This window comes from Verrucosispora sp. CNZ293, assembly GCF_002754655.1.
On sequence record NZ_PEFR01000001.1, the window covers coordinates 5,750,954 to 5,773,569 of the forward strand.

The window sequence follows — 22,616 nt, forward strand, 5'->3', positions numbered from 1 at the left end:
CGCTGGTGCCCGGTCACGCGTGCACCCCCACCCGGACGTTGCGGAAGCGGGCCGGCGCCGCCGGGTGCCCGGTGTGCCCGATCTGGCCCGGCTGGCCCTTGCCGCAGTTGGGTGTGCCCCACGGGACCGTCTCGGAGGAGAGCATGTCCATCGAACGCCAGAACAGCGGGCCGATGCCGGTGTACGTCGGGTTGCGCAGCATCCGTCCGCGCCGGCCATTGCGGATCTCCCAGCCGATCTCGCAGCCGAACTGGAAGTTCAGCCGCTTGTCGTCAATGGACCAGGACCGGTTGACGTCCATCAGCACCCCCTCGTCGGTGGCGGCGACGATCTCCTCCAGGGTGTGTGGGCCGGGTTCCAGACCCACGTTCGTCATCCGCACCATCGGCAGCCGCGCCCACCCGTCGGCCCGTACGCTGCCGCCGTGGTCGAGACCCGCCACGGCGGCCGAGTCCCGGCCCGCCAGCACGCCCACCCAGCGGCCGTCCCGCACCGCGTCGCGCTTGACCGCCGGTGAGCCCTCGTCGTCATAACCGAAGCTGCCGAGCGCGCCGGGAATTGTCGGGTCGATGGTGATGGTCATCAGCTCGGAGCCGTACCGCAGCGAGCCGAGTTGCGCGAGATCCAACCAGGAGGTGCCGGCGAAGGCCGCCTCCCAGCCCAGGATGCGGTCCAGCTCGATGGCGTGCCCGACCGACTCGTGAATCTGCAGGGCCAGCTGCTCGCCACCGAGGATCAGGTCGGTCTCGCCGCTGGGGCAGAGTGGTGCGGTCAGCAGCGCCCGCGACTCCTCGGCGATCCGTCCCGCGTGGGCTGTCAGCTCCAGCGAGTCGACAAGTTCCCAGCCGGTGGTGCCGTACTGGCCGCGGTAACTCGGCCAGGACCGGCGTTGGGTCTCACCGGCACCGACGGAGGTGGCCGAGATGCCGCCGCCGCATTCGCGGACGCGCTGGTCGATGCGGTGCCCCTCGCTGGAGACGAACCACTTCGCGGTGTCCCAGATCTGGTAGAGACCCTCGCTGAGGTCGGCGCCGTGCTCGGTCATGGTGCGGGTGGCCGCCACCAGCAGATCACCCTTAGCGGCGAGGGAGACGCCGAGTGGGTCCACCTGGCAGGGCGAGGACCAGCTCGCCGTGGTCGGGGTGACCGCGACCAGGTCGACGGGCGGGCCGGGGACCTGAGCGCTTGCCGCCGCGGTCCGCGCGGCCCGGTGGCCGGCGTCGCGAGCGGCCCGCTCGGACAGGTCCGGTACGGCGTGGAAGCCCCAGCTCGAACCGACAAGCGCGCGTACGCCCAGACCGAGGCTCTCGTCCTGGGTCAGTGACTCGACGTCGCCGTTGCGGGCGGTCATCGACTCGTAGCGCCGGTGCATCACCCGGACGTCGGCGTAGCGGGCACCGGCGTCAAGCGCCGCCTGCACCGCCGCCTCGGCCACCTCGAACTCACTCATGGGCGCGCCTCGACGCGCGGGTGCACGAGGCAGGCTCGCACCGTGCCGATGATCCTGTCGCTCATGGCCCGACCCTAGGCGAGTCGACCGACAACCGTCAGGGAAGCAGGTCCTCAGGCCGGATGGTCGCCTTGACCGGTTCGGTGAGCACCAGAACCTGGCCCGACTCGGTAGCACTCTCCACGACGTAGTGCCTGCCGCGTTTGCGGTAGAGGTGGAGAGCCCCGCTCGCCTGCTCGATGAGCAGGTACCACTCGATGCCCGCGGCGGCGTAGTAGTGCATCTTCAGCACCTTGTCCGTGGCCGCGTTGCTCGGCGAGATGATCTCGCAGACGAGATGGACGTCGACGGCCTCCACGTTGGGAGCGTCGAAATCGATCGGGCCGGTGATGACCAGGTCGGGGATGGGGATGCGGCCGGGCCGGAGCCGGACGTTCACCCCCTCCAGAACGTGTAGCCCGGCCTCTCTGGCCGGACCACGCAGTGTCGCGCGTAGCTCACCGGAAATGTTCTGGTGGCGTGGGGTGGGGGCTGGGGTCACGTGCAGGCTCCCGTCGAAGAGTTCGACGCGCTGGGAGGTCTCGCCGAGGGCGAGGTACTCCTCCTCGGTCCACGGGCCCTCGTGGTCGAACACCGCCACGGTCATGGTCACCTCCGCTCGTCTCGCCGGGATCCTGCCGGCCGGCATGCCCCCCATCGTCGCACTTTCGGTGCGGTGACCGGCGGTGGTGCGGCGAGGACGGTTCGTGGGATCGTGTCCCCTTCGTCGCGGGCGGGAGGGAGGCGATGGTGGACCCGTATCTGCGGGTTACTGACCTGCGGGTCAGCTTCCCCACCGCCGACGGCGTGCTGCGCGCGGTCGACGGAGTCTCGTTCGCCGTCGAGGGTGGCCGCACCCTCGGCGTGGTCGGCGAGTCCGGCTCGGGCAAGAGCGCCACCGCACTGGCCCTCCTCGGCCTGCACGACCGTCGGCGGGCCACCGTCACGGGTCAGGTCACGATCGGTGGGCGTGAGCTGGTCGGTCGGCCGGAGACCGAAATCCGCCGGCTGCGCGGCCGGGACGTCGCGATGATCTTCCAGGATCCGCTCTCGGCACTGCACCCGTACCACCGGGTGGGCCGGCAGATCGCTGAGGCGTACCGGGTGCACCACCGCCGGGCCGGGCGGGGCGAGACGCGTCAGCGGGTGATCGAGGTGATGGACCGGGTCGGCATCCCGCAGCCGGACCGGCGGTACGACCAGTACCCGCACGAGTTCTCCGGCGGCATGCGCCAGCGGGTGATGATCGCCATGGCGTTGGTGAACGATCCCGCCCTACTGATCGCCGACGAACCGACGACCGCGCTGGACGTCACCGTGCAGGCACAGATTCTGGAGCTGCTGACCGACCTGCGCGCCGAGTTCGGCACCGCGATCGTTCTGATCACGCATGACCTCGGCGTGGTCGGCCAGGCCGCCGACGACGTCCTTGTGATGTACGCCGGCCGGATCGTCGAGCAGGGTCACGTCGAGCAGGTGCTGAGGACGCCGCAGCATCCGTACACCTGGGGGTTGTTGGCCAGCGTGCCGTCGTTGCGGGGTGACCCCGAGGCGGACCTCAGGCCGATACCGGGCAGCCCGCCCAGCCTGACCGACCTGCCGACCGGTTGCGTCTTCCAGCCACGTTGCCGGCACGCCGAGGCACTCGGTGACAGGTGTCGCACCGAGCCGCCGGAACTGCGCGTCGTCGGGACGGGCGGGCACCGGCTGGCGTGCCATCTCCCCACCGGGGAGCGCGCCCGGCGACGGGCCGAGGACGCCAACCGGGCGGGGGTGGCGCGGTGACGGACGGGCCGGCCGACGAAGCCGGGCCGCTGCTGCGGGTACGTGGCCTGACCAAGCACTTCCCGGTCCGGGGCGGTCCGGTGCGGGCGGTGGACGGGTTGGACTTCGAGGTAGGGGCGGGCGAGACGCTCGGTCTGGTGGGTGAGTCGGGCTGCGGCAAGAGCACCACCGGCCGGCTGCTGGTGCGGCTGCTGGAGCCGACCGGCGGCAGCATCGAGTTCGCCGGACAGGATCTGACCCACGCGCGGCGGCGGCAGCTGCGTCCACTGCGCGCGCAGCTCCAGATCATCTTTCAGGATCCGTACGCCTCGCTGAACCCCCGGCACCCGGTCGGTCGGATCATCGCCATGCCGTTGCGGGTGCACCGGATCGACCCACCGGGCGGGACGAGGGCCCGCGTCCGGGAGCTGATGGAACGTGTCGGCCTGAACCCCGAGCATGACAACCGTTATCCGCACGAGTTCTCCGGCGGCCAGCGCCAGCGCGTCGGCATCGCCAGGGCGTTGGCCACGGAACCCCGGTTGGTGGTGGCCGACGAGCCGGTCTCGGCGCTTGACGTCTCGATCCAGGCCCAGGTGGTGAACCTGCTCCGGCGGCTGCACCGCGACCTGGGGTTGGCCCTCGTCCTCATCTCGCACGACCTCGCCGTGGTGCGGCACCTCTGCCAGCGGGTCGCGGTGATGTACCTCGGCCGGATCGTCGAGATCGGCGACCGGGACGACATCTACCACCGGCCGCAGCACCCGTACACCAGAGCGCTGCTCGCCGCGGTGCCGCACGTCGACAAGCTCGGCCCGGCCGGTCGGCTCCGGCTCACCGGGGACGCGCCCACGCCGCTCGACCCGCCCTCGGGCTGTCGGTTCCGTACCCGCTGCCCGCAGGCGCGCGACAGGTGTGCCGTCGAGGAGCCGGCACTGGTCCGACGCGACGGTGGCGGCCAGGCCACCGCCTGCCACTTCCCCGACCCGGGCCCGCTGCCTGCGGGGCCTGTGCGAGCCGTGGCATGAGTCTCTCGCCGGCGGCGGGTCCGGTGCCGGCCGCGATCGGGTCCGGCGGCACTGCCGGTCGACCCCGCGACCGCCGTGGCGCCGGGCACTCGCCCGGGCGACTGGCCTGGCTGCGGCTACGTGCCGATCGCACCGCGTTGGCCAGCGGGGCGGCGCTTGTGCTGTTCGTGCTGGTGGCGCTCGCCGCCCCGCTTGTCGAGCTGACGTACGGGATCGGTCCGCGGGACCAGTTCCAGGACCGGCTGGACGGGTTCGGCCTGCCACTGGGGCGAGCGGGCGGCGTATCCAGGGAGCACTTCTTCGGACTGGAGCCGAGACTGGGCCGGGACATCTTCATCCGGCTGGTGTACGGCCTGCGGACATCGCTGTTCGTCGCCCTCTCGGCGGCGGTGCTCACCTCGGTGATCGGTGTCGTGCTCGGCACGCTCGCCGGCTATCTCGGCGGCTGGTTCGACGCGGTGGTCACCTGGCTCACGGACCTGACCCTGGCGCTGCCGTTCCTGGTGGTCGCGCTGGCGTTGCCGCCCATGCTGACGCTGCGCTTCCACGGACAGCGGGACATGGTGCCGGCGGCCTTCGGGGTCGGCGTACTCATCGTGATCTTCGCGGTGTTCGGCTGGACCGGCACCGCCCGGTTGGTCCGGGGCCAGGTGATCGCGTTGCGGAAGCGGGAGTTCGTGGCGGCGGCCCGGGCCAGCGGGGCGGGACCGTGGCACATGCTGGTCGGGGAGTTGCTGCCGAACCTCCGGGCACCGATCCTGGTGTCGTTCTCGCTCACGGTGCCGCAGTTCGTCACCGGCGAGGCGGCCCTGTCCTTCATCGGCGTCGGGTTGACCGAGGAGACGCCGAGCTTCGGGCGGATGATCCACCAGAGCCTGGCGTACCTCCAGACCGATCCGGCGTTCGTCCTCTTCCCCGGCGCCGTCATCTTCGCGCTGGTGCTCGCCGTCAACCTCTTCGGGGACGCGCTGCGCGACGCGCTCGACCCGAAGTCCACCGGGTAGAGGTGGTCGGGTGCTGCGCTTCCTGGTCAAGCGTACGCTCTCGGCCGTGCTCACCCTCTTCGCGGTGAGCGTGCTGACCTTCCTGATGTTCTTCGCCCTGCCCCGCGACCCGGTCAGCGGGATGTGCCCGAAGAACTGCAATCCCGAGCGGCTGGAACGGGTACGTCAGGAACTGGGCCTGAGTGATCCGTTGGTCGCCCAGTACGGGGGCTACATGAGGGGCGTCGTCGTCGGTAGGGAACTGGGTACCGCCCAGGGCGGGTACTGCGACGCCCCCTGCCTGGGCTGGTCGTACGTGAACAACGAGGCGGTCACCGACACTCTCGTCCGAGTGCTGCCGGTAACGCTGAGCATCGTCATTCCGGCGGCGGTCCTGTGGCTGCTGCTCGGGATGGGACTGGGACTGGTGTCGGCACTGCGCCGAGGCACCTGGGTCGACCGGTTGGCGATCGGCTTCTCGCTCACCGGTGCCTCCCTGCAGCTGTACTTCGTCGGCGCGGTGTTGCTGCTGATCTTCGTGTACACGCTCGGCTGGCTGCCGGTGCCGGGTTACACGTCGCTGCTCGACGACCCGGTTCGCTGGGCCGGTGGTTTGGTGCTCGCCTGGCTGTCGTTGGCCCTGCTCTTCTCCGCCAACTACGCCCGGCTGTTCCGCGCCCAGCTGCTGGAGACGCTGAGCGAGGACTTCGTGCGTACCGCCCGGGCGAAGGGCCTGCCCAGGTCGGCGGTGTACGGGCGGCACGCGTTGCGGGCGGCGATCACTCCGGTGATCACCGTCGCCGGCCTCGACGTCGGCGCGGCGCTCGGCGGCACGGTGATCACCGAGACGACCTTCGGGATCCACGGGCTCGGCCGTACCGCCGTGGACGCGGTGCGCGCGGGCGACCTGCCGACCATCATGGCCACGGTGCTGGCCGCGGCGGTCTTCGTGGTGCTGGCGAACATGCTCGTGGACCTGCTCTACGCGGTCGTCGACCCACGGGTCCGGTTGGGCTGAGCCGGGTCGGGACGGTGTGGACTCATCGACAACTGAGGAGGCGGCGGATGCGACCACGGGCGGCGGTTGCGGTGGGTGGTGCGTTCGTGCTGGTGTCGGCCCTGAGCGCCTGCCCGGCGAACACCGGTGGGGAGCCACGGGTGGACACCGGTCGGCAGGCCACGGGGGTCATCGCCACCGACCCGAGGGATTCGGCCGGCCCGGCGCCGGAGGTGGCGGGTGCGCGGCGCGGCGGCACCTTCACCATCCTCCGGGAGACGCCCATCTCCCACCTGGACCCGCAACGGACGTACTCGTTCGCCGGCCTGATGACCGTACCGCTCATCGCGCGCACCCTGACCACCTGGAAGGACGACGGCGAGGGCAACCTGACGCTTGTCGGTGACCTGGCCGAGACGCCGGGCCGCGACGTCGACGACGACTGCCGGGTCTGGGAGTTCACGGTCCGGGACGGAGTGCGGTTCGAGGACGGCCGGCCGGTCACAGCCCGGGAGATCGGGTACGGGATCGCCCGCTCCTTCGACCCGGACCTGGCCGGCGGCCCCACCTACCTCCAGGAGTGGCTTGTCGACACCCCGCAGTACGACACGGCCTGGGATTTCCAGGCCAACCGCACCTCGTTGCCACCGGGCCTGACCACGCCGGACGACCGGACGCTGCGCTTCGAGTTCGCCAGACCCCGCTGCGACCTGCCGTTCGCGGTGTCGCTGCCGACGACCGCACCCCTGCCGCCCGACCGGGACACCGGCGTCGACCTCGGCAACGCGCCGTTCTCCTCCGGGCCGTACAAGGTCACCCGCTACCGGGCCGGCGTCGAGATCGTGATGGAGCGCAACGAGCACTGGGACGCCACCACCGATCCGGTGCGCCACCAGTACCCGGACCGCTTCGTGTGGAGCTTCGGCCCTACCCCGGACACCGCCGCCAACCGGGTCATCGCCGACAACGGGCCCGACCAGAGCGCCCTGTCCTGGGATTACGTGCCCGCCTCGCTGATCGCCCGGGTGGCGGGCGACGCCGGGCTGCGGTCGCGGACGATCCTCTCCCCGACGCCGAGCGCCAACCACCTGGTCATCAACAACGCGCGGGTCACCGATCTGCGGGTGCGTCAGGCGTTGAACCACGCCATCGACCGGGAGGGCCTGGTGAAGGTGCTCGGTGGGCGGCACGTCGCCGTGCCGATGACCACCCTGATGCCACCGGCCACCATCGGGCACCGGGCGTACGACGCGTATCCGGCGGGGCCCCACGGCGACCCGGACAAGGCGCGGGAACTGCTCGGCGGACAGCGCCCCGAGCTGGTCCTCGGTGCCGCCGACAGCTCGCTGGAGCAGCAGGTGGCGACGCAGCTCAAGGGCAACCTGGAGCGCGCCGGGTTCACGATCACGATCCGGAACATCCCGGACGACGCGAAGCTCGACGAGATCAAGAAGAGCGGCAACCCGTGGGACCTGTACCTCGGCTCGTGGGCAGCCGACTGGCCCAGCGGCGCGTCGATCCTGCCGGTGCTCTACGACGGCCGCACCATCCGGGACCGGGGCAACAGCAACCACGCGTACTTCAACGACCCCACGATCAACGCCGAGTTCGACAGGATCCTCGCCCTGCCACCGACCGAGCAGGGCCGGCAGTGGGCGGAGCTCGATGAACGGATCATGAAGGAGCACGCCCCGGTGGTCCCGCTCTACGTCGATGTGGCCTACCTGGTGCACGGTGCCAAGGCCGGCGGGATCTTCGTCTCCAGCGTCTTCGGCTACCCGGCACTCGTCGACGCCCACGTCAAGCCGTAGCCCGACTCACATCCCGAGGTGGGTCCGGAGGAAGTCGAGTTCCAGGCGCAGCAGGCGTTCGGCGAGGCCACCGGCGGCCATGTGGGTGGCGCCGGTGAGCGGCAGCACCGAGTGCGGCCGGCCGGTGGCCAGCAGCGCCGCCGACAGCCGCAGCGTGTGCGCCGCCACCACGTTGTCGTCGACCATGCCGTGCACCAGCAGCAGTGGTCGGGCGTGTGCCGGGTCGGTGACCGGCTCGGCGGCCAGTTCCACAAGCGAGTGGTGCGCGTAGACGTCCTCGCCGTCGGCGGGCAGGCCCAGGTAACGCTCGGTGTACGCGGTGTCGTACAGGGCCCAGTCGGTGACCGGCGCTCCGGCGATGCCGCACCGGAACAGCTCCGGATGGCGCAACACCGCCAGGCCGGCCAGCCAACCACCGAACGACCAGCCGCGCACCGCGACCCGGTCCAGGTCCAGGTCCGGGTGCTTGTCGGCGAGCGCGGTGAGCGCCTCCACCTGGTCGAGCAGGATCACGTCGGCCACCCGTCGGTGGATGGCCTTCTCGTACGACGGGGCGATACCCGGGGTACCCCGGTTGTCGGTGACCACCACCGCGAAGCCGGCGTCGGCCCACCACTGCCGCTCCAGCCAGGCCGAGCGTGCGGCCACCACCTCCTGATGCCCCGGACCGCCGTAGACGTCCAGCAGGACCGGCAATCGCCGGCCGGTGACGTGGTTGTCCGGGTAGAGCACCGCTGCCGGGAGCCGGCGATCGGTCACCCGCTCCAGCAGTGGCAGCGGGGAGTAGCTGGGCGTGGCGGCCAGCGACCGCAGCGTGGCCACCTCCCGGTCGCCCTGGAACACCGTCCACCGCACGCCCGCGTGGTCCAACGAGGCGCTGCCGATGACCAGTACGCCGCCACCGACCGCACCCACGTGCCAGCCGGCGTCGCTTGTCAACCGGCGGGCGTCCACGCCGCCGCCGATGCTGGTGCGGACCCGGAACAGGTGCTGTTCGCTCGGCTCGCCGTCGCTCGCCTCGACCAGCAGGTCCGCCGGGCCGCTGCCGCCGGCCAGCCGGCCGATCACCCGGCGTACGTAGAGCGAGGGCGGGGTGAGCAGGGTGCCGTCGGCGAACAGGCAGCGTGCGTCGTATCCGTCGTGGGCCAGCTCGCCGCCGACAAGCACCCGCCCGTCGGGCAGGTGCGCGGGCGTGCCCGGGATCGGCTCGACCCAGCGTGGGTCGGCCAGCTCGGCGTGCACCTGGGTCTCCCCGGTACGCGGATCGACCGCGAGCACCAGCCCGTGCTGCTGGGCGCGGCGCAGCACGGTGATCAGCGGGGCGCCCTCACCCCAGTGCACAGCGGTCAGGTACGGGTAGGTCTCCCGGTCCCAGTGCACGTCGACCCAGCCGCCGTCGAGGTCGAGCAGATGCAGGCTGACCTCAGCGTTCGGGCCCCCCGCCACCGGGTACGCGACGCTGGCCGGCGGGCTGCCCGGCTGCGCCGGGTCGTGCAGGTGCCAGCGGGGCAGCCGGGACTCGTCGACCCGGGCGGCGAGCACCGACCGACAGTCGGGCGCCCACCAGTAGCCGCGGTGCCGCCCGAACTCCTCAGCCGCGATGTGTTCGGCCAACCCCCACAGCACCCCGGAGTCCTCGCCGGCCAGCATGGTGTCGGCGCCGTCGGTGTCGACCACCCGTAGCTCGCCCCGGCGCACCCCCTCGGCGGCGTCGGTCACGTAGGCCAGCCGCTGCCCGCTCGGGTCCGGTCTGGGGTCGAGCACCGGCCCGACGGTGGGCACCTCGATCACGTCGCCGTGCACCAGGTCGGCCCGGAAGAGCCGCCCGGCCAGCGCGAAGACCGCCACCCGTCCGGCGGCGTCGAGGGCGTACGAGCCGATGCCGGAGGCGCTCAGCCGCAGCCGCTCCCGCCGGGCCCGTTCGCCAGGGCTCAGCGCGTCGGGGTCGGCGTCGGTGCCCAGCAGGGTGGTCGGATCGGCGACCAGCCGTTCCTCGGCGGTCGCCACGTCCAGCAGCCAGAGCGCGTCGGCCGGGTCCTCCGGTCCGGCCGAGCGTAGGAAGACCACCCGGGCGCCGTCGTCAGCCACGGAGACGGCGCGCGGCGCCCCGTGGCTGAACCTGCGGGTGCGGGCGGCCAGCTCGGGAAAGTCCACAGGCCAGATCGTAGGCCGGTACCGAGCCTGATGTGAGTGACCTGCGCGGACGCGTCGGGGCCGGCGGGCGAGAACCGCCGGTTAGAGTGACCGTCGTGACGACGCTGCCTGACCACCGCCTGCTGCTGGTCCACGCGCACCCCGACGACGAGTCCATCGGCACCGGCTCGACGATGGCCCACTACGCGGCCGCTGGTGCCCACGTCACCCTGGTGACCTGCACTCTCGGCGAGGAGGGCGAGATCCACGTACCGGAACTGGCCGGGCTCGCCGCGACCGAGGCCGACCAGCTCGGCGGGTACCGGATCGCCGAGCTGGCGACCGCCTGCGCCGAACTCGGCGTCACCGACCACAGGTTTCTCGGCGGTGCCGGCCGCTACCGGGACTCCGGGATGATGGGTCTGCCGACGAACGAGCACCCCCGGGCCTTCTGGGGCGCCGACCTGGACGAGGCCGCCGGGTACCTGCTGGAGATCATCCGGGAGGTACGCCCACAGGTGGTCGTCACGTACGACGACAACGGCTTCTACGGCCACCCCGACCACATCCAGGCGCACCGGGTGACCATGCGGGCTGTGGAACTGGCCGCCGCCGAGGGGCTCGGGCCGGCGAAGGTCTACTGGACGGCGATGCCGCGCAGTGTGCTGGAGGCGGGCATGACGCACTTCGCGGAGGCGTCGGACAACCCCTTCGCCGGCATCGCCGACGCCACCGAGCTGCCGTTCTGCACCCCGGACGAGGAGATCGCGGCCCGGATCGACGCCACCGAGCAGCACGCCGCGAAGGAGGCGGCGATGCGTGCCCACGCGACGCAGATCCCGGCCACCTCGTGGCTCTACTCGATCGCCGGCAACTTCGGCGCCGAGTTCATGGGAGTGGAGTACTTCACCCTGGCGCTCGGGGAGAAGGGCCCGGGCAACGGCCCGTACGGCTGGGAGTCGGACCTCTTCGCCGGGGTCGCCGACGCGGTGCCGGACGTGGCCGACGGCCCGGGCGTCGTCCCCGGCCGGAGACCGGTCACCTCGGCCGGTCACCGGTGACCCTGCCCGCCGCGATGTCGGTCGCCCCGCAGGAGCAGGAGCCGCCCCGGCCGAGCCGGAGGTGGCGGCGTCCCCTGGACATCGGCCTGCGGGTGACCGGCGGCGTGTTCGCCGTGCTGGCCGCCACACTGAGCGCGGTGCTGGAGCTGCTGCTCGCCCCGCTGCGGGTCGGCGGGCATCTGATCGGCGTCACGGTGCTCGTGGCGGTGGCTGTGAACATCGCGTTGAGCTGGTTCGCCGTCGAGGCGGTCGGCCGGCGCTGGGCGGTGGCGCTGCCCGCACTGCCCTGGGTGGCCATCATGGTGGTCGCCGCCGACCGGACCACCGAGGGCGACGTGCTGCTGGTCGGCAACTGGGTCGGACTCACCCTGGTGGTGGGCGGTGCGATGACCTTCACGGTGATGGCGTTCCGGTCGATCCTCGCGCCGGCACCGGCTCCCGGACGGTACTGACGGCGCTCAGCGACGGGTGATAGATATTCCTGCCAGGAGACCCGCCATCCGGGCGGGCGGTACGGCGGGAGGCGTGTGATGGGTCAGCGGTGGCGTGCGGTTGGCGTGCTCGCAATCGCACTGTTCGCGGTGAACGTGGTAGCCCGACTGGTCATCCGGTTCGGCTTCGACGGCGACGACAGTTCCGCCGACCGGGTGTCGCTCGGGATGTTCGTGGTGATCGGTCTGATCCTGGCCGGTGTCGCCTTCGTCTGGGGCGGGCGGCGGCCGTTGGCCCAATGGGCAGGTGACGTGGCCGTCGCTATCGGCGTCGCGCTCGGGTTGACCGTGCTGATCGGGCCGCTGCTGGTCGGCGACAACCCGTTCGCCGGTGGCGGCAGCACGTTCTTCGCGCAGATCGGGCTGTACCTGGTGGCGACCACCATCGGAACCATGCTGGGCTACCTGCTGCTGGTCACGCTCGGCCGCGACCACCGGTCGCGCAGCCTGCAACGCTACGCCGAGACCACCGCGACCAAGCCCCGCCGGGTGGTGCGCCGCTGACCGACGAGGTCACTGCGGCGCCACCCGGGTGAGGTAGGTGTGGTGGGTGGTGAAGCCCAGCTTGCGGTAGAGCGCCACCGCACCGGAGTTGCTCTGCTCGACCTGGAGGAACGCGTCGGTCGCCCCGGACTCGGTGGCCCAGTCGGCGAGCGCTCGGATCAGCCGGGCGGCGAGTCCCTGCCGGCGGGCGGCGGGCAGCACCTCGATCAGGCACAACCCGAGCCAGCGTCCCCGGCCGGTGATCGTGCCACGGCCGACCGCGACGAGCGTGCCGTCGACATACACGTGGGCGAAGCGGACCTGGTCCACGGCGGACAGCACGTGCCGGGCGGCGTCCGGCAGCCCACCCTTGCGGCCGGCCGCCACGGCGAGCCAGTCGGCCGACGGCGCGGTGGCCAACTCGACGGCGCCGACGAGGTCACCCGCGTCGGCAGGTGCCGCCGGGAGGAGAGTGGCCAGTGGGACGGTCTGCACCAGCACCGGCGGGCGGCTGTGCCAGCCTCTCCTGTCGAGTTCGGTGCCGACCGGGGCGGCCAGGGGCAGCGGTGTGTTGACCATGGCCGGCTGGCCGTGCCCGGCGTACCAGCGCTGCACCGCGTCCACCGCGGCCGGCAGCGGGCGGTCCGGGTCACCCACCGGCAGGGCCGAGTTGGCCCGGCCGGTCCAGCCGTCGGCGGCCCGCAGCAACCAGTCACCGAGCCGGGCCCGGACGGGTGCCGGCCACGCCTCGTCGGCGGCGAGTTCCAGCTCGACCATGGCGGCGGCGGTCGGCCGTCGGGCCGCCGGTACCCGCTTGGCCCGGTGCACCTCGGCGATGGGTACGCGTAGCCGCCCCTGCCGGGTGGTGAGCGTGAGATGCGTCTCGGTCAGTTCGACCAGTTCACCGAGGGCGTCGGAGTAGACCGGTCGACCACCGCGAACGCCGACGCGACGCCGCACCACGATTCTGTGTCCCAAGTCTTGCTCTCGGAGCACGATCGACCTCCTCCCCGGCGAGATACTAGGCTCTTACCGTCGCGGGTGATCGCGGCGCGTCTTGCGGAGGAGAAGACCGGTGACCTACATCATCGCCGAGCCGTGCGTGGATGTGCTCGACAAGGCATGCATCGAGGAGTGCCCGGTCGACTGCATTTACGAGGGCAACCGGATGCTCTACATCCACCCCGACGAGTGCGTCGACTGTGGTGCCTGTGAGCCCGTCTGCCCGGTGGAGGCGATCTTCTACGAGGACGATGTCCCGGAGCAGTGGAAGGACTACACCGGGGCCAACTACGAATTCTTCGAGGATCTCGGCTCGCCCGGTGGCGCTTCGAAGATCGGCAAGGTGGAGAAGGACGCCACCTTCGTCGCCGCGCAGCCGCCGCGCGGCGAGGGCCACTGAACCGGCCCGCCCCGGTCTCGTCGCGGCTGCCCGAGTTCACCTGGGACGCCCTGGACGCCGCGGCCACGCTGGCCGCGGCGCACCCGGACGGCCTGATCAACCTCTCCATGGGTACGCCCGTCGATCCGGTGCCGCAGGTGATCCGGCAGGCCCTGGCGGACGCCTCGGACGCGCCCGGGTACCCGCTCACCGCCGGCACTCCGGCGTTGCGGGACGCGATCACGGGCTGGGTGGCACGGGCCTGTGGCGCGAGCCCGGACGGGCTCGGGGTGCTGCCGACGATCGGCTCCAAGGAGCTGGTGGCCTGGCTGCCCACCCTGCTCGGGCTGGGGCCGGGCGACGTCGTGGTGGTCCCGTCGATCGCCTACCCGACCTACGAGGACGGCGTGCGGTTGGCCGGAGCCACCACGGTACGCGCCGACTCGCTGACCGCCGTCGGTCCGACGTCCCGGGTGCGCCTGGTCTGGGTGAACTCGCCCGGCAATCCGACCGGGCGGGTGCTGCCCGCCACCCACCTGCGCAAGGTGGTGGATTGGGCGCGGGAGCGCGGCGCGGTGGTGGCCAGCGACGAGTGCTATCTGCCGTTGGGCTGGGACGCCGAGCCGGTGTCGGTGCTGTCACCCGAGGTGTGCGGCGGCTCGTACGACTCCGTGCTGGCGGTGCACTCGCTGTCCAAGCGTTCCAACCTGGCGGGCTACCGGGCCGGCTTCGTGGCCGGCGACCCGGCACTCGTGGCCGAGCTGCTCAAGATCCGCAAGCACGCCGGGATGATCGTGCCGGCGCCGGTGCAGGCGGCCATGGTGGCAGCCCTCCGCGATGAGCGGCACGCCGAGGAGCAGCGGGAGCGCTACCGGGCGCGTCGGACGGCGCTGCGCGCGGCGTTCACCGGTGCCGGTTTCACCGTCGAGCACTCCGAGGCGGGGCTCTACCTGTGGTTGACCCGTGGCGAGGACTGCTGGGCCACTGTCGACTGGTTGGCCCGGCGCGGGATCCTGGTCGCCGCCGGTGTCTTCTACGGGGCCGGCGCCCGGCAGTACGTCCGGGCGGCGCTCACCGAGTCCGACGAGCGGATCGCCGCGGTCGCCGCCCGCCTGTCCTGACCACGACGAGGCCCGCCCCCGGATGCGGGGACGGGCCTCGGTCGGGTCGTCGGTTCAGTCCTCGTTGATCCGTTCGAACACCCGCAGCAGGTTGTCCCGGCTGTGCCGTTCCAGCAGCACGCTGCCGTACAGTTCCTTCAGGGCGATCACCCGGCCGTCGTGCAGCGTCAGCTCGGCCTTCAGCGGGATCTGCCTGGTCACGTTCACCGACACCATCTCCTCGTACGGCAGGAACTGGTGCCGGGTGGCCAACGTCGCCACCGGCGTCGATTCGAGCAGTCCGGTGAGCCGCTTCTCACCGTCGCCAGCCTTGCCCGGACCGCCGACCAGGATCAGGCCGCGGTCGAGGATCAGCAGGTCGTGCTCCACGTCGTCGACCTTCACGTTGCCGATGGCGCCGATGATGCCGGCGTTGTCGGCGGTGGCCCGGCTCTGCACCACCGTCGCGGCGGACGGGTCGACGCCCAGCTCGGCGAGGCGGGCCAGCGCCTCGTCGAGGGTCTCCGCCGAGACGGCCAGCTTGGCGATCTCGGCGAGATCCAACGGTTCACCGCCGGTCCCGACGAACTGGGCCGGACCGCCCCAGGACAGCTGCCAGCGGGCCCGCTGGGCCCGGACTGTCGCGTTCACCAGCAACATCTCCATTGGTCCGGCGAAGCGGGCCGCCGCCTCCCGCCGGGTGGTGTCGCTGAAGAACTGCTCGGCGAACTCGCCCAGGCGGCCCGCCCGGACCAGGTCGAGCACTGTCGACAGGCCCGGCTCGGTGGTGCCGGTGAAGCGGCCGGCCGCTCGGTAGACGCCGTCCGCCTGGCGCTGCACGCCTGCGGCGATAGCCGCGTGGGTGAACTCCGGCCACGGCAGCACCTGGCGGTTGCCGAGGTCGATGACGAGGCTCTGCAACCGGCGGCCCGCCGCCAGGACGTCGGTGAGCAGCACGTGTGCCGGGCGGTCGTCGGTGCGCGCCGCACCGGCCGGCAGCTGCGCCATCGCCTCGATCCGGACGCCGATCGGCGGGTGGGTGTCCCACCGGGACGGCTCGCGGTCCGGTACGTCCTGCTGGAGCTTGTCGATCTCGTCCCGGCGGGCCTGGAGCAGTTGTCCGAAGCCGCCGAACAGGTCGTCCGGGGCGAGGCCGGCCTGCCAGCCCGACTCCACGTACCGGCCGGTGAAGAAGTTCCAGGCCGCGTCGAGCGCCGGCAGACTGCGTAGCGCGGAGGTGGCCGCCTCGTGGCCGGCGAGCTGGACGGAGGCGCGGTCGGCCTCCAGCTCCTGCCGCCGCGACGCGGCGTTGTCGACGATCAGGTACAGCTTCGCGTATCCCTTGAAGACCAGGCCGACGGGGTTGCGTGGCTTGATCCGTTCGATCGTGCCCTCGATCGCCAGCCGCCCCCGGTAGGCGACGCCGCCGAGTCGGGTGTGCTTGCCGGAGTAGTGACCCAGCTCGTGCGCCAGCACCGAGCGGAGCTGGTCGACCCGCATCGCCTGGAGCAGCGGCAGACCCACGTAGAGGGTGCGCCGCCCGCCGATCAGCCCGAGCAGCCGGCTCTGCTCGCCGACCGCCGCGTTCACCTCAGGTACCAGCCGGATCTCGTCCGGTGCCCGGGTACCTACCGACTCGGCCAGCTCCCGGACGGTGGCCCACAACTGCGGTGCCTCCCGCTCGTCGAGCACCAGGCCCGGTGCCGGTTCGTTCTTCGTCCGGATCGCCCGCCAGAGCCCGACCGCCACCGCGCCCAGCGCGATGATCAGCGGCAGCAGCAGCTTCCCGGTGACGAGCCCGTTCGTGTGGCCGTACAGCCAGACGCCGAGGGCGGCGACGGCTGCCAGCTGAAGTAGCGCGACCACGTAGAACCCGATCAACATGACCACCGAGGCGAGCGCCCGGTACGTCGCGGCCATGGCCGTTCCTCCCCGTTTCGTGCCCGCGCGGTGCGGGCGGCGCAGGGGACCGTACGACGTGGAGGTTTGCCGGACAACCCCCTTCCGGTCCGGTCGGGGCGGCGCGTGTCGGTCCGGCCGGCGATATCCTCGGCCCGGACGCAGGGCGTGTCCGTGGACCGCGTGGCAGTTCGGCGCGGATCCGGGCGGCACGCCGCCGCGGGGCCGGCCGGCTCCCGGACGACACGGAACGCCGAGGTACGCGGATGGTGCTCAAGGCTGACGCACGGCTGCGGGCGGCGGTGGTCGGCACCGGCCTGATCGGTGGCTCGGTGCTGCTGCGGCTGCATGCCGCCGGACTCGACGTGACCGGCTGGGATCCGGACGAGCAGACCCGCCGGCAGGCCCGACTGGCCGGCGTGCCGATGGCGGAGCGGCTGGTCGACGCGGTGGCCGGTCGGGACGTGGTGTTTCTCGCCGGTCCGCTGCCCACGCTGCCCGCGACCCTCGTCGAGGTCGCCGCGGCCACCACCGAGGACTGCCTGCTCACCGACGTGGGCAGCACCAAGGCCGAGTTGGCGGCGTTCGCCGCCACCCAGGGGCTGACCAGCCGGTTCGTCCCCGGTCACCCGATGGCGGGTACCGACCGGGCGGGGCTCGCGGCGGCGCTGCCGGAACTGTTCACCGGTGCCGCCTGGGTGCTCTGCCCGGCACCGGACGGGCTTGTCGCGTTCCGTCGCCTCGTCACCCTGGTCACCGACGTCTTCGCGGCCCGGGTCGTGCCGATGGCGGCGGACCGGCACGACGCCGTGGTGGCGCTCGCCTCGCACGTGCCGCACCTGCTCGCCGGGGCGCTGGCCGGCGCGGCGCAGCGGTCGCCGTTACGGGACGCGGTCCTGACCCTGGCCGCCGGGAGCTTCCGGGACGGCACCCGGGTCGCCGGCACCCCGCCGCACCGCACCGGAAACATGCTGCGCGGCAACCGCGACCAGGTCCTGGCCGCGCTGGCACAGGTCACCGAGTTTCTCGACGAGCTGGCCGGGGCGCTGCGTTCCGATGACGCCGACGCCCTCACCGCCCGCTACGCCGAGGCCGGCGCCGCCCGGGCCGAGTTGGCCGGCCGCCGGTACGAGGAACAGGTCCGGTCGTTCCCGGCGGACGCGAAACCGGCCGAGGTGGCCTGGTTGCACGACGTCGGGGCGGCCGGGGGACAGCTCACCGGGTGCCAGGTCGTGGCCGGCACCGTCTCCTACCTCGCCCACCTCCCGTCGGCCTGAACGTCGGCACGCCCGGCGCATCGGTGGGCGTGGCGGCGGGCCCGCCAGTAGGGTGAGGGCATGGTGGACGGACCGGTGGTCACCGTACGCGGCGAGGCGTACCGCGAGGTCGCGCCGGAACTCGCCAGGTTCACCGTGACCGCGTTGGCCCGCGATCGGGAGCGGGAGCTGGCGTTGACCCGGCTGGCCGAGCGGGCCGCGGCGATCCGGGTCCTGCTCGACTCGTACGGCCCGACGATCGACAGACGAGAGACCGGCGAGCTGCGGGTCCGGCCCGAGACCCGGCGCTCCGGGGAGCGGGTCGTGGCCTGGCACGGTTCGGTGGTCACCACGGTGACGGTGAGCGATTTCACAGCCCTTGGTGAGGTGATGCTGCGCCTGGCCGATCAGGACCAGGTCGAGGTGGCCGGCCCGTGGTGGTCGTTGCGCCCGGACAGTCCCGTCTACCGGCAGGCCCGGCACACCGCGATCAGCGACGCGTTGCAGCGGGCCCGCGAGTACGCCGAGGCGCTCGGCGCCCAGGTCACCGACCTGGTCGAATTGTCCGACGAGGGCGGCACCGCGCAGCCGATGATGGCCCGGATGGCGTTCGACGCCGGTGGGGTCGAGTCCGCTGGCCGACCGGAACTGGAGCTCGACCCGCAGCCGCAGGGGGTGCACGCGGCCGTCCGGGCCCGGTTCACGATCAGCCGGCCGGTCCTGTCCTGATGACCCTCGCTCAGGTGTTGTCGCTGGAGACGCTGCTGGAGCGCGCCCGAGGTCTGGCCGATGCCGGACCGAGGCAGTTGCTCGGCATCACCGGCGCGCCCGGGGCCGGCAAGTCCACGCTCGCCGCGCAGGTGGTCGAGGCGGTGGGTCCGGCCGCCCGGCTGGTGCCGATGGACGGCTTCCACCTCGCGCAGGACGAGTTGCGTCGACTCGGCCGGGAGCTGCGGAAGGGCTCCCTCGACACCTTCGACGCGAACGGCTACGTCTCGCTGCTGCGTCGGCTGCGGCGTAAGGAACCCACGTCGGTCTGGGCACCGCGGTTCCGCCGGGATCTGGAGGAGTCGATCGCCGGTGCGATCGAGGTGCCGCCGGAGGTCCGGCTGGTGGTTACCGAAGGCAACTATCTGTTGGTGCCGAACTGGCCCTGGGACGAGATACGCGCCCTGCTGCACGAGGCGTGGTTCCTGGACCTCGACGCCGACCTGCGGCGTCGTCGGCTGGTCGCCCGGCACATGACGTACGGGCGGTCGGAGCAGGACGCCCGCGCCTGGGCGCTGGGCAGCGACGAGACCAACGCGGCGCTGGTGGCCGGCACCGCCGACCGTGCCGACCTGGTGGTACGCCTAGCCGAGCCCCCGCCGGGGTGACGGGATCGCCCGCCGCAGCAGCCACGCCACCCGGGATCTCTCCCGTTGGAACTCGGCAGCCTCCGGGTAACCGCTGTGGCTGCGGATCGGCGGGTCGGCGACCTCGCCGTCGCTGGGGTGCAGTGCCTCGGGATCGGTCACCGCGATGTCCCGTTCCCCGGCGGTGACCGGCCAGCCGAGCGGATCGGTGTCCCGCCAGAAGTTCGTCCACCGGGTGCCGCCGCCGGGGCGGGTAAGCGCCTCGGCCAGCACCGGTAGCCGGTCCGGCCCGAAGTAGGCGGGGAAGATCCGACCGTAGAGGCGGGTCAGTTGGCAGCCGTAGGAGAAGAACCAGATCCGGTGCCGCCAACGGTTCGGCATCTGGAGGATGACCGCGGTGCAGATCACCGTGCCCTGGCTGTGCCCGGAGAGGATGATGCCGTCCATCCGGCGCGGGTCGTGCTCGGCCAGCGCGATCAGGCCGGCCGTACGGGTGATCAGTTCGGGTACCGCCCGCTCGGCGTAGCTCGGCGGCGCCAGTGGGTGGGCGGCGCGTGGCCAGAAGGTGCCGATGTCCCAGACCACACCGACGGAGCGGCGGATGGTGTTCTTGCGGTAGACGAGCAGGCCGACGGCGGCCACCGCCACCGGGAGCCAGCCGAGCAGTGCGTCGCCGACACCCGCCACCGCCGTGATCACGGGGGCCACGCCGCCCGTCCTGGTCCGGGGCAGGGGACAGGTGAGCACGGCTGCGCAACCCAGCATGGCGAGCACGGCCATCGCACCGGCGTACCAGCCGATCAGGCGCAGCGCGTGTTCGCCGACCAGCCGGTGCAGCGCCTGGTGGGCACTGACGTCCCGGGCGCGACGCAGGTCGTGCGCGGACAGTCGGCCGCCCCGGGCGCTCAGGCGGGCGTACTCCTCGCATCGCAGGCGGTGGAAGAGCACCAGGGCACGGACCGCGACCAGGGCGAGTATCAGCAGCGCGGCGGCGAAGGTCAGGCCGGCCCAGGTCACCGGGGTCGGCGGTACCACCCGGGGCCGGCCGTCCGGCGTCTGCTCACCGTTGAGCCGGTTGGCGACCCAGTAGAGCACCCCGGTGCTGTACGCGAGGCTGAGCAGCCAGCCGAAGCCGGCGATGACCGCCGGCGCCCGACCGCGCCAGGCCAGGTCGGTGTGCGGTTCGAGCGGTTGTTTCACGCTTGTCGGGCGGGTCCGGGGCAGCAGCAGACCGATCGCGGCGAAGGCGAGCAACGGCAGGGCGAGCTGCCCCAGCGTCACCGGAGCCGGTGGCGCGTCCGGCAGCCAACTGTGGCACCAGGCGGCACCGAGGGCGATCAGCAGCGCGGCGGCGGCCGGGGTGGCACCGCCGCGCCGGCCGGAGCGGACGGTCGCGCCGATCGCGATGAGCAGGAGCAGCTGTCCGGTGCCCAGCCAGGCGACGACCCGGTCGAAGCCGGGTAGCGAGCGGTCCGTCAGGCATCCGGGCTGGGTGGGGTCGTCGGCGCAGCCGACCGGCGTACGTAGCTCGGCGAGCGTGCTGCCGGCGGCGTCGGGCAGCAGCAGTACCGCGACGGTGCCGACCAGGCCGATTCCGGTGAGGACGATGACCGCGATGCTCCATCCGCCGAGCGGGGTGGCGCCGTCGCGCCGGGTCAGGAAGGGCCGACCGATGGCCACGAGTGTGATCGCCAGGACTGCGGTGAAGGCGGCCACCGCGGACCAGGTGACCGCTGCCCGTACGCCGTGCGGCGGGTCGAGCACCGAGACCGTGCCGAGCGGGACCGCCGCCGCCACCACGGTGCCGGTGCACAGGTGCAGCACGGCCGCACGGCGTAGTTGCCCCTCGCCCCACCAGAACGTCGGGTCCTGAAGAGGGTTGCTCAGGGGTCCGGGTGCTGACTCGGGCACGGGCGGTGGCTCCTGCACGGGCTGACCGACCGGCACGTCGGCGTCGGCCGGCGGCGGCGTCCGCCGTCCCGGTGGATTCGTGGTCGGGTCGGCCGGCATCACCGCCTCGTACTGGTAGGTCCGCCAGGTGACCAGGCCGAGCACCCCGATCATGGCCAGCGGCACGGTGAGACCGACGGCCATAGCTCGGCCGCCCTGCTGCCACCAGGGGTTGGCGAGGAACTCCCACGGGCCGGGGATCCGACTCAGGCAGACCGCGTCCACACACTGCCAGCCGATGAGATCGACACCGACGCCTGTCATCGCGAGCACCGGAGTGGCGGTCAGGCTCAGGCAGAAGAGCCTGATCAGCAAGGCTGTCATGCCGGAGCGGCTGGCCAGCCGTTCGGTGGCCGGGTCGGCCGGTATCCCCGGCCGGGCGTGCAGCGCGACGTTGGCCAGGGTGAAGGGCAGCAGCAGCGTCCACAGGGCCCGCTGCACGTCGCGGGCGGTCCGCGCGCCGGAGGTCAACTGCCCCCAGCTGTACGCCTCGACGACGATCGGATCGAGTGGCGTGGTGGTCGTGGAGCGGTAGAAGCCGGTGACCGGACCGCCGGCGACGAGCCGTGGCTGGGCCGACTCGTTGCCGGGTTCCGCCGTCAGGCCCAGCGTCTCGGCGGGCGGCGTGTTGGACACTCCGTGTACGCGCAGTTCGAGAATCCGACCTCCCATGCGAGCCTCCCGGTGACGCACCTGTCACCTACAGTGCCCGACACGGCGCGTTGGGTGCCACTCGTCATGGAGGTGTTTGTGCAGCTAGAAGGGTGATTGTGGGTCAGTCGAGCTGGCGGACGACACGGGCCGGATTACCGACGGCGACGACGTTTGCCGGCAAGTCGCGGGTCACCACGGCACCCGCGCCGACGACCGTGTTGTCACCGATGGTGATTCCGGCGAGGACTATCGCTCCGCCACCGAGCCAGACGTTGTCGCCGATGGTGATGGGCCGGGCGGCTTCCCACTTCGCCCGGCGTGGCTCCGGCTCCACCGGGTGGGTGGGGGTCAGCAGTTGCACGTTGGGGCCGACCTGCACGTCGGCGCCGATGGTGATCGGTGCGACGTCGAGGAAGACCGCGTGGTAGTTGACGAAGCTGCGGGGTCCGATCCGGATGTTGTAGCCGTAGTCGCAGTAGAACGGTGGCCGGATCCCGGTCTCGTCGCCGAGTTCGCCGAGCAGTTCGTGCAGCGCCGCCCGACGGGCCTCCTGACCGTCCACGGACCCGCTGTTGATCCGTTCCATCAGGCGCATGGCGCGGAGATGATCGGCGATCAGTTCCGGGTCGTCGGCGAGGTACGGCTCGCCCGCGAGCATGCGTTCCTTCATGGACGTCATCCGTCCGATCATGCCTGGCGTCGTCGCGACGAGGACTCAACTTCGTCGAATTCTTGACTCCCATTTACATACTCGGTATGCAACTCTGATGGGAGTCGATGT

20 protein-coding genes are annotated in these 22,616 nt (G+C 72.1%); 13 read left to right on the top strand and 7 right to left on the bottom strand.

What is annotated here, in order from left to right:
- Positions 1 to 13: 13 nt before the first annotated feature.
- A complete protein-coding gene (locus CLT74_RS26255; protein WP_099849843.1) occupies positions 14 to 1,450 on the bottom strand; it encodes a TldD/PmbA family protein in 1,437 nt (478 codons plus the stop codon).
- 97 nt (positions 1,451 to 1,547) lie between these two features.
- On the bottom strand, positions 1,548 to 2,096 hold the full coding sequence (locus tag CLT74_RS26260) for a Uma2 family endonuclease (RefSeq protein ID WP_099852961.1): 549 nt from the start codon (positions 2,094 to 2,096) through the stop codon (positions 1,548 to 1,550).
- Between the two features lie 140 nt (positions 2,097 to 2,236).
- Between CLT74_RS26260 and CLT74_RS26265 the strand changes: the two genes are divergently transcribed.
- Genes CLT74_RS26265 through CLT74_RS26285 form a run of 5 tightly spaced genes read left to right on the top strand, consistent with a single transcriptional unit; the run spans position 2,237 to position 8,072 of the window.
- On the top strand, positions 2,237 to 3,274 hold the full coding sequence (locus CLT74_RS26265; protein ID WP_099849844.1) for an ABC transporter ATP-binding protein: 1,038 nt from the start codon (positions 2,237 to 2,239) through the stop codon (positions 3,272 to 3,274).
- Positions 3,271 to 4,281, top strand: a complete 1,011-nt coding sequence (locus tag CLT74_RS26270; RefSeq protein ID WP_099849846.1) for an oligopeptide/dipeptide ABC transporter ATP-binding protein — start codon at positions 3,271 to 3,273, stop codon at positions 4,279 to 4,281. The genes CLT74_RS26265 and CLT74_RS26270 overlap by 4 nt, the downstream gene beginning before the upstream one ends.
- Positions 4,278 to 5,285, top strand: coding sequence for an ABC transporter permease (locus tag CLT74_RS26275; RefSeq protein ID WP_099849848.1), 1,008 nt, complete (start codon positions 4,278 to 4,280; stop codon positions 5,283 to 5,285). The genes CLT74_RS26270 and CLT74_RS26275 overlap by 4 nt, the downstream gene beginning before the upstream one ends.
- A 10-nt stretch (positions 5,286 to 5,295) precedes the next feature.
- Entirely contained in the window at positions 5,296 to 6,282 is a 987-nt protein-coding gene (locus tag CLT74_RS26280) for an ABC transporter permease (RefSeq protein ID WP_099849850.1), read from the top strand.
- A gap of 47 nt (positions 6,283 to 6,329) precedes the next feature.
- Positions 6,330 to 8,072 (top strand): ABC transporter substrate-binding protein, encoded by a 1,743-nt coding sequence (locus CLT74_RS26285; protein ID WP_099849852.1) that lies wholly within the window; start codon positions 6,330 to 6,332, stop codon positions 8,070 to 8,072.
- Positions 8,073 to 8,078: 6 nt separating this feature from the next.
- On the opposite strand, the gene CLT74_RS26290 is transcribed toward CLT74_RS26285, so the two are convergent.
- Positions 8,079 to 10,226: a prolyl oligopeptidase family serine peptidase gene (locus CLT74_RS26290; protein WP_099849854.1), complete on the bottom strand. Its 2,148-nt coding sequence runs from the start codon at positions 10,224 to 10,226 to the stop codon at positions 8,079 to 8,081.
- Between the two features lie 86 nt (positions 10,227 to 10,312).
- Here CLT74_RS26290 and mshB point away from each other — a divergent pair, with 86 nt between their 5' ends.
- From mshB to CLT74_RS26305, 3 genes are all read left to right on the top strand, one after another.
- Positions 10,313 to 11,266 (top strand): N-acetyl-1-D-myo-inositol-2-amino-2-deoxy-alpha-D-glucopyranoside deacetylase, encoded by a 954-nt coding sequence (gene mshB, locus CLT74_RS26295; RefSeq protein WP_486582578.1) that lies wholly within the window; start codon positions 10,313 to 10,315, stop codon positions 11,264 to 11,266.
- A 14-nt stretch (positions 11,267 to 11,280) separates the two neighbouring features.
- A complete protein-coding gene (locus CLT74_RS26300; RefSeq protein WP_099852964.1) occupies positions 11,281 to 11,718 on the top strand; it encodes a hypothetical protein in 438 nt (145 codons plus the stop codon).
- A gap of 78 nt (positions 11,719 to 11,796) precedes the next feature.
- Positions 11,797 to 12,261 carry a hypothetical protein gene (locus CLT74_RS26305; protein WP_099849856.1) on the top strand — a complete coding sequence of 155 codons (465 nt, stop codon included), beginning with the start codon at positions 11,797 to 11,799 and terminating at the stop codon, positions 12,259 to 12,261.
- Between the two features lie 9 nt (positions 12,262 to 12,270).
- Here CLT74_RS26305 and CLT74_RS26310 read toward each other — a convergent pair whose 3' ends face one another.
- The gene (locus CLT74_RS26310) at positions 12,271 to 13,236 is read right to left on the bottom strand and encodes a GNAT family N-acetyltransferase (RefSeq protein WP_099849858.1); all 966 of its coding nucleotides are present in this window, start codon (positions 13,234 to 13,236) and stop codon (positions 12,271 to 12,273) included.
- A 79-nt stretch (positions 13,237 to 13,315) separates the two neighbouring features.
- Between CLT74_RS26310 and fdxA the strand changes: the two genes are divergently transcribed.
- Both fdxA and dapC read left to right on the top strand, forming a co-directional pair.
- Positions 13,316 to 13,642, top strand: a complete 327-nt coding sequence (fdxA, locus tag CLT74_RS26315; protein WP_007464872.1) for a ferredoxin — start codon at positions 13,316 to 13,318, stop codon at positions 13,640 to 13,642.
- Complete coding sequence (gene dapC, locus CLT74_RS26320; protein WP_486582763.1) at positions 13,537 to 14,742, top strand: succinyldiaminopimelate transaminase; 1,206 nt, start codon at positions 13,537 to 13,539, stop codon at positions 14,740 to 14,742. Before fdxA ends, dapC begins: the two co-directional genes overlap by 106 nt.
- Positions 14,743 to 14,796: 54 nt before the next feature.
- Here dapC and CLT74_RS26325 read toward each other — a convergent pair whose 3' ends face one another.
- Entirely contained in the window at positions 14,797 to 16,641 is a 1,845-nt protein-coding gene (locus CLT74_RS26325; protein WP_099849862.1) for a M48 family metallopeptidase, read from the bottom strand.
- Between the two features lie 245 nt (positions 16,642 to 16,886).
- On the opposite strand from CLT74_RS26325, the gene CLT74_RS26330 reads away from it, so the two are divergent.
- The 3 genes from CLT74_RS26330 to CLT74_RS26340 are packed head-to-tail and all read left to right on the top strand — an operon-like array spanning position 16,887 to position 19,252.
- A complete protein-coding gene (locus tag CLT74_RS26330) occupies positions 16,887 to 17,897 on the top strand; it encodes a prephenate dehydrogenase/arogenate dehydrogenase family protein (protein ID WP_099849864.1) in 1,011 nt (336 codons plus the stop codon).
- Positions 17,898 to 17,957: 60 nt separating this feature from the next.
- A complete protein-coding gene (locus tag CLT74_RS26335; protein WP_099849866.1) occupies positions 17,958 to 18,605 on the top strand; it encodes an SIMPL domain-containing protein in 648 nt (215 codons plus the stop codon).
- Positions 18,605 to 19,252, top strand: coding sequence for a nucleoside/nucleotide kinase family protein (locus CLT74_RS26340; RefSeq protein WP_099849868.1), 648 nt, complete (start codon positions 18,605 to 18,607; stop codon positions 19,250 to 19,252). The genes CLT74_RS26335 and CLT74_RS26340 overlap by 1 nt, the downstream gene beginning before the upstream one ends.
- Here the strand turns inward: CLT74_RS26340 and CLT74_RS26345 are convergent.
- A complete protein-coding gene (locus CLT74_RS26345; protein ID WP_099849870.1) occupies positions 19,229 to 21,853 on the bottom strand; it encodes a hypothetical protein in 2,625 nt (874 codons plus the stop codon). The genes CLT74_RS26340 and CLT74_RS26345 overlap by 24 nt on opposite strands.
- 103 nt (positions 21,854 to 21,956) lie before the next feature.
- Positions 21,957 to 22,514 (bottom strand): sugar O-acetyltransferase, encoded by a 558-nt coding sequence (locus CLT74_RS26350; protein WP_099852967.1) that lies wholly within the window; start codon positions 22,512 to 22,514, stop codon positions 21,957 to 21,959.
- Between the last annotated feature and the right edge of the window lie 102 nt (positions 22,515 to 22,616).